The 14302-nt window shown below is 68.2% G+C and carries 11 protein-coding genes and 3 pseudogenes; 7 read left to right on the forward strand and 7 right to left on the reverse strand.

The genetic code is table 11. From position 1 onward, the window contains the following. Positions 1–10 precede the first annotated feature (10 nt). Positions 11–505: a hypothetical protein gene (locus ACFYPN_RS12510; protein WP_358756406.1), complete on the reverse strand. Its 495-nt coding sequence runs from the start codon at positions 503–505 to the stop codon at positions 11–13. Between ACFYPN_RS12510 and ACFYPN_RS12515 the strand changes: the two genes are divergently transcribed. The 3 genes from ACFYPN_RS12515 to ACFYPN_RS12525 all read left to right on the forward strand — a co-directional run bounded on the left by ACFYPN_RS12515 (position 504) and on the right by ACFYPN_RS12525 (position 2431). Beyond that, complete coding sequence (locus ACFYPN_RS12515; protein ID WP_358756404.1) at positions 504–845, forward strand: hypothetical protein; 342 nt, start codon at positions 504–506, stop codon at positions 843–845. The two genes, ACFYPN_RS12510 and ACFYPN_RS12515, sit on opposite strands and share 2 nt — an antisense overlap. 44 nt (positions 846–889) lie before the next feature. Next, positions 890–1639, forward strand: a complete 750-nt coding sequence (locus ACFYPN_RS12520; protein WP_389298006.1) for a transposase — start codon at positions 890–892, stop codon at positions 1637–1639. Between the two features lie 366 nt (positions 1640–2005). After that, the gene (locus ACFYPN_RS12525) at positions 2006–2431 is read left to right on the forward strand and encodes a hypothetical protein (protein WP_358756400.1); all 426 of its coding nucleotides are present in this window, start codon (positions 2006–2008) and stop codon (positions 2429–2431) included. 24 nt (positions 2432–2455) lie between these two features. Here the strand turns inward: ACFYPN_RS12525 and ACFYPN_RS12530 are convergent. Beyond that, a pseudogene (locus ACFYPN_RS12530) lies at positions 2456–2962 on the reverse strand (isocitrate lyase/phosphoenolpyruvate mutase family protein); the annotation flags it as partial. Between the two features lie 278 nt (positions 2963–3240). Between ACFYPN_RS12530 and ACFYPN_RS12535 the strand changes: the two are divergent. From ACFYPN_RS12535 to htpG, 3 genes and pseudogenes are all read left to right on the forward strand, one after another. Continuing rightward, entirely contained in the window at positions 3241–3846 is a 606-nt protein-coding gene (locus ACFYPN_RS12535) for an N-acetylmuramoyl-L-alanine amidase (protein ID WP_358756398.1), read from the forward strand. Positions 3847–3934: 88 nt separating this feature from the next. Beyond that, positions 3935–4538, forward strand: a pseudogene (locus tag ACFYPN_RS12540) (type III effector protein); the annotation flags it as partial. Positions 4539–4700: 162 nt separating this feature from the next. Next, the gene (gene htpG, locus ACFYPN_RS12545; protein WP_358756396.1) at positions 4701–6620 is read left to right on the forward strand and encodes a molecular chaperone HtpG; all 1920 of its coding nucleotides are present in this window, start codon (positions 4701–4703) and stop codon (positions 6618–6620) included. A gap of 345 nt (positions 6621–6965) precedes the next feature. Here htpG and ACFYPN_RS12550 read toward each other — a convergent pair whose 3' ends face one another. Further along, complete coding sequence (locus ACFYPN_RS12550; protein ID WP_389298007.1) at positions 6966–9350, reverse strand: ricin-type beta-trefoil lectin domain protein; 2385 nt, start codon at positions 9348–9350, stop codon at positions 6966–6968. Positions 9351–10014: 664 nt separating this feature from the next. Continuing rightward, positions 10015–11364, reverse strand: coding sequence for an MFS transporter (locus ACFYPN_RS12555; RefSeq protein WP_389298009.1), 1350 nt, complete (start codon positions 11362–11364; stop codon positions 10015–10017). A gap of 83 nt (positions 11365–11447) precedes the next feature. Here ACFYPN_RS12555 and ACFYPN_RS12560 point away from each other — a divergent pair, with 83 nt between their 5' ends. Beyond that, positions 11448–11906 carry a helix-turn-helix domain-containing protein gene (locus ACFYPN_RS12560; protein ID WP_358756392.1) on the forward strand — a complete coding sequence of 153 codons (459 nt, stop codon included), beginning with the start codon at positions 11448–11450 and terminating at the stop codon, positions 11904–11906. A 184-nt stretch (positions 11907–12090) separates the two neighbouring features. Here ACFYPN_RS12560 and ACFYPN_RS12565 read toward each other — a convergent pair. The 3 genes and pseudogenes from ACFYPN_RS12565 to ACFYPN_RS12575 form a co-directional block, all read right to left on the reverse strand. Then, positions 12091–12201: pseudogene (locus ACFYPN_RS12565) on the reverse strand (3-oxoadipate enol-lactone hydrolase); the annotation flags it as partial. 131 nt (positions 12202–12332) lie between these two features. Further along, positions 12333–12893: a DUF305 domain-containing protein gene (locus tag ACFYPN_RS12570; RefSeq protein ID WP_358756391.1), complete on the reverse strand. Its 561-nt coding sequence runs from the start codon at positions 12891–12893 to the stop codon at positions 12333–12335. Continuing rightward, positions 12869–14239 (reverse strand): DUF1996 domain-containing protein, encoded by a 1371-nt coding sequence (locus ACFYPN_RS12575; protein ID WP_389298012.1) that lies wholly within the window; start codon positions 14237–14239, stop codon positions 12869–12871. Before ACFYPN_RS12575 ends, ACFYPN_RS12570 begins: the two co-directional genes overlap by 25 nt. Positions 14240–14302 lie beyond the last annotated feature (63 nt).

Below are 14302 nucleotides of genomic sequence, written 5' to 3' on the forward strand. Positions count from 1 at the left end.
GCAGGCGGGATCACAGGTAGTCGAAGAAGCGGATCCACCACGTTGGGGGGTGTTCGGGCGGGTAGGAGGAGACGAGGTCGCTGACCCCGTCGTATCTCCTCCAGAGCAGGTGCTCCGAGATGACGGTGTAGTCGAGGGCTTCGAGTTCTTCCCCGACGCGGAGTCGGTCGGTGGCGTGAAAGAGCTCACGCTCCTCTTCCTCGTTGTAGCTCCCGGGGTTGCCCAAGGTCACGACCGCCAGGCTCCCGAAGTTGCTGATGGTCACTGTGATGTGTCCGGTGCTGTCAGTGGCGGTTGCCGGGATCACGGCTGTCCCGTGGTGGCTCGCGTCCTGGACCTGGCGGTCGACGGTGCAGGCGCACTGGAACCGCGCGTCCAAACGGGCTGTGAGCTGCTCAAATCGGGATCGGGTGGCGTTGTGGTCGTAGCCGCGGGGAAATTCCATGTGCTGCGGGTCATCGAGTTGGCGAAGCAGATCCCAGGTGGTCTGGTCATTGAGGGGCATGTACGTCTTCTCCTTGGAGGTGGCGGTTGGCGCGTTGGCCGATCTCGGCTGCGTAGGCGGCCCAGTCTCTGGCGGCGGCTCGCTGCCATTTCACGGCATCGGTGATGTCGATGCCGAGGGTGCGGGCGAGGGCCGCGGCGGGCAGCTCGTGACGCGAAGGAGGACCAATGCGGCACGGCGAGTCCGGCACACTGCTCTGCCCGCCCTGGTCTCATCCACCGACTGCGGGGCGACCAGGCTCACTGACCGAATGCCGTTGGTCGAACTCGTCAGCGAGTCGGCGCTCGTGGATGTTCACGAGAAATGGTTCTGGCTCAACTTCTGCGACAGGCCACTCTGAGTAATGGGTGAACGTCTCCGGGTGGTGCACGAAGTCGCCCGGAAATGAGCCGTGCTCGGAGCGGTTGGGCCGACAGCTCGGGGCCGTGGAAGGTCGCGCTCCAGCTGGAGGAGCTATTGGTCGACGCCCCCCCCGACCCCGAGGTGCCCGCCCCGCGTGTCGTCGGCGTCGACGAGTACGCCACGCGCAAGGGCCGCCACTACGGCACCGTCCTTGTCGACATCGAAACCCGCCGCCCCGTGGATCTGCTGCCCGACAGGGAGGCATCCAGCCTGGCAGCCTGGCTCACGGAACGGCACGGCGTCGAGGTCGTGTGCCGGGATCGGGCGCCGTTCTTCGCCGAAGGCGCCACCGTCGGTGCCCCGCAGGCCATCCAGGTCGCGGACCGGTGGCACCTCGGGCACAACCTGAGCGAAGCCGCCGAGCGGAGCGTCGCCCAGCCCCCCAGCTGCCTCCGATCCTTGGTTCCCGCAGTCCCTGAACCCGAGCCTGCCCCTGTCGAGGACCCGGACGGGTCGCCCTGGCCGCGAGGACACCGGTTCGCCGACCGCACCCGGGCCCGGCACGCTGCCGTCCACGCACTGCTGGAGGCCGGCCACAGCCGCCGCTCGATCCAGCGCCAGCTCGCCATGAGCTACCGCACCGTCAAGCAGCTCGCCAACGCTGCGACACCGCAGGAACTCTTCACCGGCCAGTGGCAGAACCGCCCCTCCGTCCTCGACGACTACAAGCCATACCTCGACGACCGATGGAGCGAGGGCTGGGCAGGGATTCAGCCGTACTGGGGTGCATAGCTGCCAACTCCGAGGCGCCGGGCTGACGACGCACGCAATGCCCGCTACACAGGAGCCCGGGTATGTGGACGCGGGAGGGCCTGGTGTTGACGATCCACCTCAGTGCCGTCGGCGGTCATCATCACGGCGCGGTTGCGTTGTCGCGTGGCCGCGCAGGCATCCAGGCCGGTTCGGGCGACGTTCTCGCTGCGGCGGCTCTCCGCGGTGCACAGCACGATCGGGGACGCCGGGCCACATCCGCCGCCACATGCCGGTCCGTCGTCAAGGCCTCTCATCTTGCCGCCTGTTCAGGCGAGAGGTTCACACAGACTCGGTCGACGATCCGCACAACTCCACGTGGCAACCCACAGATGAGGGAGTAATTCGTTGTCAGTCGTCAAGAAGATGCTCACGTCGTTCGTCGCCGTTATATCGATGGGCCTGGGAGGGATCGCGACGGCGCAGCCGGCCCAGGCCAGCGCGCAAGGATGCGCCGTTACGGTCACCGTCGATGCCAGCCAGGCCCAGGTGGACAATTGTGTGGGCAACGGGAGAGGCGCCTGGTTCTGGCTTTACAACAGCGGCGCCAATCGGGTCTACAGTTCGCAGCTCAACGTGTGGACCAGCTACGACGCACCACCGAACAACAACACTGGCCAAGTCGCCCTGACGGTGGACGCCAACCTGGCTGTGTCGGGCCAATTCGGGGTCGAGGCAGAGAAAGTCAGATGGATGCAAATCTGTGAATGGTGGTACAACGGCTACTTCCCACCGATTCCCGTGTACACGTGCTCGAGCTATTTCCCAGTGTAGTCAGCCAGTATCAACGAGAATGCTGCTTACGGCTCCCGTCACGGCCGTGAGCAGATCGTCGTCGTCCTGAATGAGCACGGGGTAGACGCTGTCCGCACCGGCCTGCTCCAGCGCTCGCAAGCGCTCGACCGCCTCGCCGAGGACGTCCGCAGGCTTCTCCGCACGCAGGAAGAGGTCGGTGCGCCCGTTGCCCCAGACCGGGACCCCCGAGTCGTCGGCCGCCGCGCGCAGCCCGGCGACGTAACGCACGTGCTCCCGCCTGCTGCGCACGCGGCCACCCTCGGCGTGGACGGTGGCCTCCACGTTGAGACCGACGCCGCCGACGTTGACGAGTCCGGCGATGAGGTTTGCGGGTTCTTGTCCGTACCCGGCCTCCAGGTCCACGGAGACGGGAATGCCCATGCCGACCGCTGCGATGATCGGTCGGACGGCGGCGAGTACTTCCTCGAAGGTCTGCCCCTCGTGGGCGTCGCATCCCCGGGAGTTGGCGAGTGGATGACTGCCGATGGTCAACGCGGGGAAGCCGACGTCGGCTGGCGGCGAACCGGGTGATCGATCGGGCGACGCCTGCCACTCCGATCGTGGCCCAGCGCGAAGAGGAGTTCGCCGGGCAGGCGTACGAGGTGGGCGCCGAAAGGCGGCTTTCCTCGTGTTCGGAGATCCCTGGTGCGTACCGCCTTTGGTCGGCCCTTTGGCATGTCCCAGAAGGTCTTGGCAGGGGTGTGGAGGGGGCTCATCATGAGGCACGCCATTGTCATGGACGCGACTCACGCTTAAGTGCCCCACTCCTCTCCCCGAGGGAACCCCCCATGGATCAGCCCAGCCCTCACGCCCCCAGACCCTCGCGTCGACGCCTGCTGCAGGGCGCCGCCGTCACCGCCGCTGCTGCCGCGCTGGGGCCACTGGCCGCCGCCCGTACCGCCGCCGCGGCTCCCTATCCCGTGACGCACTGGATACCGGCGAGCACCTCCAACTACACGGTCTCCAGCCGCCCTAGCAGCTACCCCCTGAACTACGTGGTCATCCATGTCACCCAAGAGACCTTCCAGGACTCGATGCGGATCTTCAAAGATCCGGCCCGTCAGGTGTCCGCGCACTACATGGTCGCCTCCGGCGACGGCTACATCGGGCAGTTCGTACGGGAGAAGGACATCGCCTGGCACGCCGGCAACTGGGACTACAACACGCGCTCCCTCGGCATCGAGCACGAAGGCTGGGTCGACCAGCCGCAGTGGTTCACCGACGTGATGTACCAGCAGTCGGCGAAGCTCACCGCGGCTCTCTGCGACCGCTACGGCATCCCGAAGACCCGTACGCACATCATCGGCCACGTCGAGGTTCCGGGCACGGACCACACGGATCCGGGTCCGAACTGGGACTGGACGAAGTACATGAAGCTGGTCAACGCGGCCTGACCCTCCATGCACTGACACGGATGTAGAATGTCATCCAATGGACGACAACTCGATGGCGTCGCGCTGAGGGCACTCCGGGGAGGTATCCGTGACCGTAACGGTCCATCTGCGCACCACGGGAGCCGACGCCCACAGCCCCGTGTCCTTCCTCGCCGCCGCAGCCGCCGTGGACGACGCGCTGCGCCAAGCCCTGCACGAAACCCCCGACGCCGCTGGTTCCGGACCCAAGCAGACGCTGGACTCCCTGCGGCGGCTGCGGCAGGTGCGCGGGCAGCTCGGCTGGGAGATCGGGCTAATCGAGACGGCCCACGACGCGGGCATCAGCTGGGCCGACCTCGCCGGCCCCCTCAGCGTCGCCAGCGCCAGGCCGCTGAACGCCGTCGGCCCGCAGCGGCCGCCCCGGTGTCGTCGGCACCCCCGGCGAGCAGCGCGTGACCGGCACCCGCAAGGCCAGGGCTGCCGAATGCGCCGCCGCCTGCCGGGCCCGCGCCAACGCCGCCGACCAGGGTCGCCCTGCCGGACAGATCACCGCGCTCGCCCACTTCGTCGCCGAAGCGCGCTCAGCTCAGGTCGCCTTTCATGCCGCCCTCGGCACCGACGCGGCCGAACCCCTTGCGCCCGTGGCCGGCATGCGTCCTTACCTCGATGCCCGCCACACCGGCCTCCTCCCGTCCCTGAAGGCCGTCAAACCCGGTAGGGGACGACAGCCGCTGACGATGGCTGACGCCCACCACGCAGAGTCACACACGTGGCTGCGCTCCGGTCCATCCCGACCCACGCCGACAGCGGACAGCGGTCCGACCCCCGGAACGAGTCCGAATACGTTCATGACGTACCCACAGAAAGGCCCCTACATGACCAGCAGTGTCGAGACGCTGGAATTTCAGGCCGAGACCCGCCAGTTGCTCCGACTGGTGATTCACTCGATCTACTCGAACAAAGACATCTTTCTGCGTGAGTTGATTTCGAATGCCTCCGACGCCTTGGACAAGCTGCGGCTGGAATCGCTGACCGACTCCGGCCTCGCCGAGACCGGCGCCACCGACTTGCACATCTCGCTCGAGGTCGACAAGGACGCCCGCACGCTGACCGTCCGTGACAACGGGATCGGCATGACCCGGGACGATCTTGTGGAGCTGATCGGCACCATCGCCAAGTCCGGCACCGCTGGTCTGCTGGAGAAAATCAAGGAGTCCAAGGACCCTGCTAGCGCCGAGAGTCTGATCGGCCAGTTCGGTGTGGGCTTCTACTCTGCGTTCATGGTCGCCGACAGGGTCACCCTGCGCACCCGGCGGGCCGGCACCGCCTCCGGCACCCAGTGGGAGTCCGACGGCGAGGGCACCTACGGCATCCAGGCCGTCGAGGGGCTTCCCGTAGGCACCTCGGTCACCCTGCACCTCAAGCCCGCCGACAGCGAGGACGGGCTTGCCGACTACCTTTCCGACTCGAAGATCCGACAAATCGTCAAGCAGTACTCGGACTTCATCCGCTGGCCGATCCGGATGGCCACCGAGCGCACCGACGCCGAGGGCAACACCGTCCGCGAAGTCAGCACGCTCAACTCGATGAAGGCGCTGTGGGCCCGTCCGCGCAGCGAGGTGAACGAGGACGAGTACAACGAGTTCTACCAGCAGATCAGCCACGACTGGCTGCCTCCGGCCGAGACGATTCACATGCGCGCCGAGGGCACCTTCGAGTACGAGGCGCTGTTGTTCATCCCCTCGCAGGCACCTTTCGACCTGTTTTCCCGAGAGACCAAGCGCGGCGTGCAGCTGTACGTCAAGCGGGTGTTCATCATGGACGACTGCGAAGCGCTCATGCCCAACTACCTGCGCTTCGTCAAGGGCGTCGTGGACGCCCACGACCTGTCGCTGAACGTCTCCCGCGAGATCCTCCAGCACGACCGCCAGATCCGCGGTGTACGCCGACGCCTGGTCAAGAAGGTCCTCGGTGCCCTCAAGGAAATGCGGTCCAAGGACGCCGAGCGCTACACGAAGGTCTGGTCGCAGTTCGGCCGGGCGCTCAAGGAAGGTCTGGTCGAGGACCCGGACAACGCCGAGGCTCTGCTGGAGCTGGTGTCGGCCGCCTCTACTCACGACCCGGAGAAGACCACCACGCTGCGTGAGTACGTGGAGCGCATGAAGGACGGCCAGGACAGCATCTACTACCTGACCGGTGAGAGCCGCCCGATGGTGGAGAATTCCCCGCACATGGAAGCCTTCGCCGCCAAGGGCTACGAAGTCCTGATCCTCACTGACCCGATCGACGAGGTCTGGGTGGACCAGGTCCCCGCCTTCGGCGGGCATCGTCTGCAGTCCATCGCCAAGGGGCAGGTCGACCTCGACGACCCCGCCGACGGCCAGAAGGAAAACGACGCCGAAAAGGCCCAGCGCGAGCAGGACTTCGCCCCCTTGCTGTCCTGGCTGACCACAACTCTGTCCGAACAGGTCAAGCAGGTCCGGCTGTCCTCACGCCTGACCACCTCAGCGGCCTGCATCGTCGGGGACGCACACGACGTGACCCCGACTCTGGAAAAGATGTACCGGGCCATGGGCCAGCAAATCCCCCCGCTCAAGCGGATCCTGGAACTCAACCCCGCACACCCGCTCGTCACGGCCCTGCGCACGGCGCACGACGCGAATGCCGAAAACCCCGCACTGGCGGAGACTGCCGAGCTGATTTACGGTAGCGCGTTGCTCGCAGAAGGCGGCGAACTGCCCGACCCGGCCCGCTTCACGCGGCTACTCACCGACCGCCTGACCGGCACCTTGTGACCGGGGGCAGCCCGGCAGAGCGGAAGATCCCAGCCCTTACCACCTGACTTCCCCCTGACGCACCCCTCGTCGATCTGTCTGCTCTGGCGCCCCGGGGAAGGGCTCCAGAGCAGACAGACGCATGCGGACTGCCCGACGACACACGACGTGAAGGCAGGGAGCGACTGAGGAGATCGCCTCACGTGCCGCCAGGTCACCGACGATCACGGAGCGAGCGGTGACCACCACCTCCTCTGTCCGCAACACAGCGCAGGTGCGGCTTCGTAGGCGAGCTGGATCAGGGCGATGGTGCGGGACGGAAGATCGGAGCGACGATGCCGGGTGCCGCACCGCGTCAGTGGGGGGTCAGGTGCGGGTCCACTTCTGGTTGGCGCCTCCATGACAGGTCCAGATCTCCAGCAGGGTGCCGTTGGCGGTGGAGCCGCCGGTGGCATCCAGACACTTGCCCGAACCGACACCGACGATCGTGCCGTCGGAGTTCAGGGTCCACTGCTGATGGGTGCCGCCGTTGCAGTCGTAGACGTCGACAGGCGTGCCGTCGGCGGTGCCCTCGCCGTACACGTCGAGGCACTTGGTGCCGTAGACCGTGAGCTGCTTGGCGGAGGTGGCGGTCCAGATCTGGTTCGCGCCGCTGTTGCAGTCCCACAGCTCGGTCACGGTGCCGTTGGCCTGCGTCGCGTTGGGGACGTCGACGCAGCGGCCGGAGTCCGCGCCCCGGATCTGGCCGACGCTGCCGCCGTTCCCGCCACTGGTCGCGGTCACCGAAAGATTGTCGAACATGTCGGTCTGGTAGCCGACGACTCCCAGTCCCACCTGGCCGGTGGAGTAGGAGCCGTCCGTGACGGAGCCGAGTGCGGTGCCGTCGAGGGTGGCGCTGATCTGGCTGCCGGTGAAGCTGAGCGCGGCGGTGTGCCAGGTGTTGAGCCCCAGCGAGGCGTGGATCCCCGAGGCGAGGGTGGTGAGCGTGCCGGAGGTGGTGTTCTTGGCGATCGACCAGGCCCCAGTGTTGCTGAGCCGCAACTGGTAGGCGGCCTGGTGCGACTGCGGCCGCTGCTGGGTGTTGGCCCGGCCGAGCAGGGTGACGGTGCCGGACTGCTGGAAGTTCACATCGGTGCTGACCGTGTAGTTGCTCCAGGAGGGGTCACCGAGCAGGCCGAACGCGTCGCTATCGTCCTGCCACTCGATCGGCCTGCTGGGAGTGACCTGCTGGAGGCACTGACCGGTCCGGTCTCCGGCGCAGGGCCGTACCTCGAAGGAGCCCTGCATGTCGGAGAAGTACTTCGCCTCGGTACGGGAGGCGTTGGCGTCGTAGGTGTCGCCGTAGGGAAGTGCGAGCGGTGCGACCGCGGGGCCGGCCGCCGTGCCCTTGCCCTGGCCGGTGGTGGTGGTCACCGAGTAGATGCGGTTGGGCTGGAGGGTGAGCGAGTAACTGCCGCCACTCGGCGTGACGTCGGACTGCTTGACGAACCAGTTGGCCGAGCTGGACGAGCCCAGGTCAGTGGACCACACGTGGACGGTTCCGGTGTTCAGTCCGCCCTTCACGTTGATGTTCACCGTCTGAGCCGTGGAGGCGGTGGTGGTCTCATAGATCGTCGAGTAGTCGGTGCCGTTGGTGGACTTCAGTGAGATGTAACTGCCGTTGCTGCGGTTGCCGTCGAGGTAGCCGGATGCGGAGCCGGCGAGGAAGTGCCAGCCGGGCTGGGTGAACTGGGCGACCTGGGCGTTGGCCCACAGGCTTTTGCCGAGCTGGTAGGCGCCGGACCACGGCGAGGAGGCCACGGCCAGCGCATCGGTGGCGAAAGGAAGGTTCGGGGTGAGCGCGGCGATCAGCGGCCAGTTGATGAAGCCGGTCATCTGGCCGTCGAGGTAACCGCGGGTGATGCTGCGGATGTACGGGCCCGAGCCGGTCATGTAGTCCTGCGAGCCGAACTCGCTTGCCCAGAGCTGCTTGCCGCTGGCGACCGCGTTGGAACTCGACGAGCAGGAGGTGGCCTCGCCCAGGTAGCCGCACGGGTAGTGGGCGCCGACCACGCCGACCGCGGCCTTGAACGCCGAGTCGCTCTGCGCGTCGTCCGCCGCACCCCAGCCGAAGCTGTCGTCCGCGACGATCTGGACACCGCTGTAGCCGTGGGAGTTGAGGGCCGTGCGCAGGTTCTCGTACCAGGTCTTGTTGTGCCCGCGCTCGTTCCACCCGCCTATGTAGCTGATCGGCAGGCCGTGCTGCTTGGCACAGTCCAGCCACTGGATGTCGTAGTCGATCATGTCCTGCGACCAGAAGTTGCCGCTTCCGATCCAGCCGGGCGCGGCCCAGGGGAGTGCGACGATCTTGATGTTCGGGTTGCGGGTGACGGCCTGCTCTCCCAACCAGAACTCGTAGCCCACGTTGCAGTTGACGTCACCGCGGACGTGTTCGATGCTCGGCTCGCTGCCGTCGGTGGAGTTGGCGTCACCGCCGATCTCCAGTTTCAGCAGTTGCACCGCCGCGCCGTATCCGGGCTTGAACAGATAGTCCAGGATCTGCGACCGCTGGGCGGCCGGATAGTCAATCAGCAGGCGGGAGTTGCCCCCGCCGCCACTGATCGCCCCGATGCCGTCGAAGGTCCGGCCGCTCTGGGTGCCGTCCACCGTAATGAGCGTGGTCGCTGCCCGGGCCGGACCGACCGAGACCCCGAGCACCGAGGCCACCAGGGCCAGTATCCAGAGTGGAGCAAGCCGTAATAATCGGTGCATGACCCATCCTTCGCCGTGGGGCGGCGATCAGCGCTGGCTCGACCGAGCACAGCGTGTGTCGCCGGGAGGATGGGGCACAGTGTGAGTTCTCGTTTCTTTTGAGGTCAACCCTTGCGACAAAGAAACAAGTTCGCACATTTAACAATCTCGATGACGCGCAGGTCACAGCTGCATGCGCCGTCCATGGCGCAACCACGACCGCCAGGCCGGCGCTCCGGGGTTCATCGGCCCAGTGATTCCCCGCACGCGGCGCCACACCGACGCAGCCCGGCCACGAACGGAACCGGCCATGCGTCGAGTTCGTTTTCCCGTATACGTCTTGACGCTCCGACGCACGCAATCCCCCCACGCGGTCGCACAACTGTCCGCACAGTGACCGGTGGCGAGGGTCGGAACGAAAACCGGCGCTCAGCCCTGACAGGCGCGTCGTCCGTCGAGCCGTCATGGGCGCTCACGGAATGGCGGACGGCGGCTCCGTGGTAAGCGTCGGAGGCCGCCGAGCCGACGCGTTCGGCGCCGAGGCCGGGGCGCAGGACGCCGACGAGGGCAGCCCCATCCCGTCGAGAACGAGCCCGAGCTCTGGACCTGTGCGCGGAGCGCCGTAAGCCGAGTGCTGAGCACATCGACTGCGCCGTCCCGCTCGGCCGGCACGTCGAACTGCTGACTAGGAGCGGTTCGTGATCACCCGTGGAACGGCGGGCGAGGTTCTGGCAGAGCCTCGCGGAGAAGGGGACGTTCCCCCGGTCGTGGTGGCAGGCGAACAGTCGGTGGCGGTGACGGCCGCCGTGCCCGACCCGCTCCACGGCTTTCCCGTTGCCGACGGGGTGGCATCCGTGCCCTCGCCGGACTGCATCGCACCGTCGACGGAGAGCCGTCGGCTGACCGCCCGGACGACCAGCGCGCACGCGGCGAAGCCGGCCCCGAGGAAGCTGGACCCCGCCCAGCCGTGGGCTGCGTAGAGCGCGGTGGTGGAGGCCGCGCCAAGAGCGGAACCGAGCGAGTAGAAGACCATGTAGCTGCCGATGACGCCACTGATGCGCTCGGGGTGGGCGGTGGTGAGCAGATGCTGGTTGCTCACGTGCACGGCCTGGACGGCGAAGTCCAGCAGCACGATCCCGACGAGCGGGATCCACAGGGTCCACGTCAGTTGCCCGATCGCCGCCCAGGAGAGGATGAGCAGGCCCAGCGCGAGACCGGTGACCGGCACGGCCCGCCCCGCATCCGCCCATCGCCCCGCACGTGCCGCGCCCAGGGCGCCCGCGAGGCCGACGAAGCCGAAGAGGCCGATCTGCCCCTCGCTCAGGTGCCAGGGTGCGTCCGACAGCGGCAGGGACAGCCCGCTCCACAGCGTCCCGAAGGACGCGAAGAGGAAGAAGGCGATGAGCCCCCGGGACAGGAAGAGACGTTGCCGGAAGAGCCCGCCGATCGAGGTCACGGCGCGTACGTATCCCGTGGGGCGGCCGGACCGCTCCTCCGTCGGCAGGACGGCGAGGACGAGGGCCGCGAGTCCCAGGGACAGCACCGCGAGGACGACGTAGACGCTCCGCCAGTCCCACAGCTCGGTGAGCGCGCCGGTGACGGCCCGCGCACCCAGAATGCCCACGACCACGCCCGAGGTCACCACCCCGATGTTCCGTCCGCGTTCTTCGGGCGACGACATCGACGCGGCGTAGGCCACCGTGGTCTGCACCACCACCGCGAACATCCCGGCCGCGGCGAGTCCGGCGAACGCCACCCAGGAGGCCGTCGCCGACGCCGTCAGGACCATGCCGGCCGCCGTGACGGCCAGGTGTACGGCGATCAGCCGGCGTCGGTCCACCACGTCCCCGAGGGGCACCAGCAGCACAAGTCCCACCAGGTATCCGAACTGGCCGCTGGAGACGATCCAGCCGGTGAGCCCGGGCGACACTCCGAGGTCGTGGCCCATCGGCTCCAGGACCGTCTGTGCGGCGTAGATGCTCGCCACAGCGACACCGCACACCATCGCGAGCAGCCAGCGCCGCCACACAGTCATCACCGAGTCCAATCAGTAGCAAATTGAAACCTATTCGACGGTACGGCATGATGGTTTCAATCCGCAACTCAACGGGAGGTGTCATGCCCGGCAGCACCGCGCGCTCCCCCAAACCCCGGTGGACCGATCCCGACTGCCCCGTCGCCCGCACCCTCGACCTGGTCGGGGACAAGTGGAGCCTGCTGGTCGTCCGCGACGCGATGGACGGCGCGCGCTCGTTCACCGAGTTCCAGCGGCGCACCGGGATCGCGCGCAACATCCTCAGCGACCGTCTCCGCAAGCTGGTCGCGCACGGGCTCCTCGCCCAGACCACCGCGGCGTCGGGCCGGCGCCAGGAGTACGTCCTGACCGACGCCGGCCGCGATCTCTTCCCCGCCGTCCTCACGCTCCGGCAGTGGGGGGAACGGCACGCTTTCGCGCCGGGCGAAGCGCACTCCACCCTCGTCGACCGGCACGGCACACCCGTGCCGGAGGTCGTACCGACCGACGCGGACGGCGGGATCGTCGACGTGGACAACTCCCGGGTGCGGAAGACGGGATGACCGGCCGCCGCGCCCTGTCCGGCGGAACGGGGCCGGACGGGGTGCGCAACCCCCCGGTCAGCACCGGGCGCGGGAGGCTTCGCCTCTCACAGCGCTCTCACGGACTCGGCGGGCGCACGTGGACCTGAATGAGCCGACCTGGCCTTACGCGCATCACATGGATCACGGGGATGCCGGAGAACGGTCTCTCCCACATGTGCCAGGTGGTGCCCGGGCAGGGCCCGATCACCGGGACCGGGGCGTCTTCCGGCCCGTCAAAGCCCTATGGGAGGGTGTGCGGCAGTGCCTCGCTCACCCGCCGAACGCAACTCCCACCTTCTCCAGCAGCGCCGGGTCCTCACGAGGGACCGGATCTTCACACCGGTCACGGCCGGCCAGGACGCTTCGGCACGACCGTGCGACGAGCTGCCGATGCGGTCACGGCACTCACTGCGGCGCGCGCAGCTCGTCCAGCCGGGACGTCTGTGCGGCCGCGCTCTTCGCGAGGGATGTGGCCAGGTCCTTCGCCTGGTCCGCCCGGCCCCCGGTCCTCTCGCCGGAGCAGAGCAGCCGGGACTGCGTGAAGTGGGCGTGCAGCGCGCCGGTGAGAATCCGGTCGAAGGCGAGGCCGGTCGCGTCGGCGGCCTCCTGGAGGGTGGCGAGGCTGACCATGCCCGGCATGTCGTGCCCCTCGTGGGGGTGGGTGTCGGGGACGCCCGAGAGCCGCAGCACCGCCCGCAGGCGGCGCAGGTCCGCGCGGAGCACCGATCCGGTGTGCGCCGCGAAGTCGGCCAGGGCCGGGTCTGCCGTGCGGGAGGGGGCCAGATCGGTCAGGAGCCGCGCACGCTCTGCCATGGGGATCATCAGAAGGATCCAGGCGCTGTCGGTGGCGTTGAAGGCCGGTGCCGACGCGCCGGCTGTCGGCTGCGCGGTGCAGCCGACAGCCGGCAGCGCCAGGGCCACGACGCACGCCGACCACCAGGTCAGAACGTCCCGGCGGCGTTGCACTTGGCCTTCTGGTTGATGCAGTCCTTCACGCGGTGACCGAGAGCGGCGTTGTCCCACGCGTTGAAGAAGTCGCCGTGGATGGACGACGCCATGCCCGAAGCCAGCCGGAAACCGGCCGTGGTGCCGCTGGTCGGGTAGCTGGTGACGAAGGAGAGGTTGGGGATGGCGACGGGATAGGCGCCGCTGCACTTTCCGTCGTAGGTGAACGCCACGTGCGACTTGTGGTCGGGGCTGTCGAGGTTCTTCCCGTCCCAGCAGTCGGGGAAGACCAGTTGGTGGGTGAGGTGGGCCTTGGGGGCGCACACCGGCCAGTTGCCGTCGGCGCTGCGTCCGGTCTCGCCGCCCTCACCGGCGCACCAGAACTGGCCGGGCGATCCCGCGGGGGTGGGCGTCTGCGTCTTGGCGCTGCCGGCGATCATGCGGAATCCCTCCGGGAAGGGAACGGTCGCCGCGGGGTCGGTGAGCCGGGAGCCGTAGTAGACGATCATGCCTTCCGGTTCGACGGCCGTGTCGCCCTCGTACAGGGTGGGGATCCAGTACGCCGAGAGGTCGTCGGCAGGGGTGCAGCTGGTCGGTGTGTGGGCCCGCAGCGACTGGGTCGTGGTGAACGCGTCGGTGCTCCTGTTGCCGAAGAAGCTGTGCATGTGGGACGCGCCGGGGAGACCCGGCAGGACGATGGGGTCGTCCGGCTTGGAGTGACTGTAGGTGCAGGTCGCGTTGAACTCCGGAACCCGGACCACACCCCCGGGCACCGCGGCCGGTGTCATCGCGCGGAACTGCGCCAGCTGCGCGCTCCACTTGGCCTGGTCGACCGGGACCCATCCGGCCACTGCGCCGTCTCCCTCGCCCGCGAAGGAGAACCAGTTGACGTTGACGAAGTCGCCGGGTGTCGTGCTGCGCAGCACGGCGAACACCGTCTGCGCGCCGGCCGGGTGGGTGGTGACCTCGGTGGTCAGGGTGGACCAGTTCTGCCAACCGCCGGTCGGGGAGACCGGTATGACGGCGAGGAGCGGTCCGGTGAGGCCGGCGGTACGCAGCTCCACCGTGCCCGAGCCGACGGCGGAAGCGGTCCGGGCGGACACCGTCAGCCGGTCGGCTCCGCCGAGGTCGACGTTGTCGAAGCGCATCCAGTCGCCGTCGGCGAGGAACGCGGCGTTCTGGCCGCCGCCGGTGTCCGCGGTCGCCTCCAGCGTGACGCCGGACTGGGCCGCGTAGGACTCGGCCTGGGCCGTGACCGTCGCGGCCTGCGCCGGGGTGGCCGAGACGGTCAGGCTCAGGGCGGCGGCCAGTACGACCGCCAGAGCGGTCACCATCAGGGTGTAGAGGGGGACGGGAGATCTGCGCATGTCACTTCCTCACGGGCGTCGCGGGGTGAAGAGGGGGGTGGACCTGCTTCTCGTGCCCGCGCA

This window comes from Streptomyces sp. NPDC005576 (assembly GCF_042871745.1).
Lineage (GTDB): Bacteria > Actinomycetota > Actinomycetes > Streptomycetales > Streptomycetaceae > Streptomyces.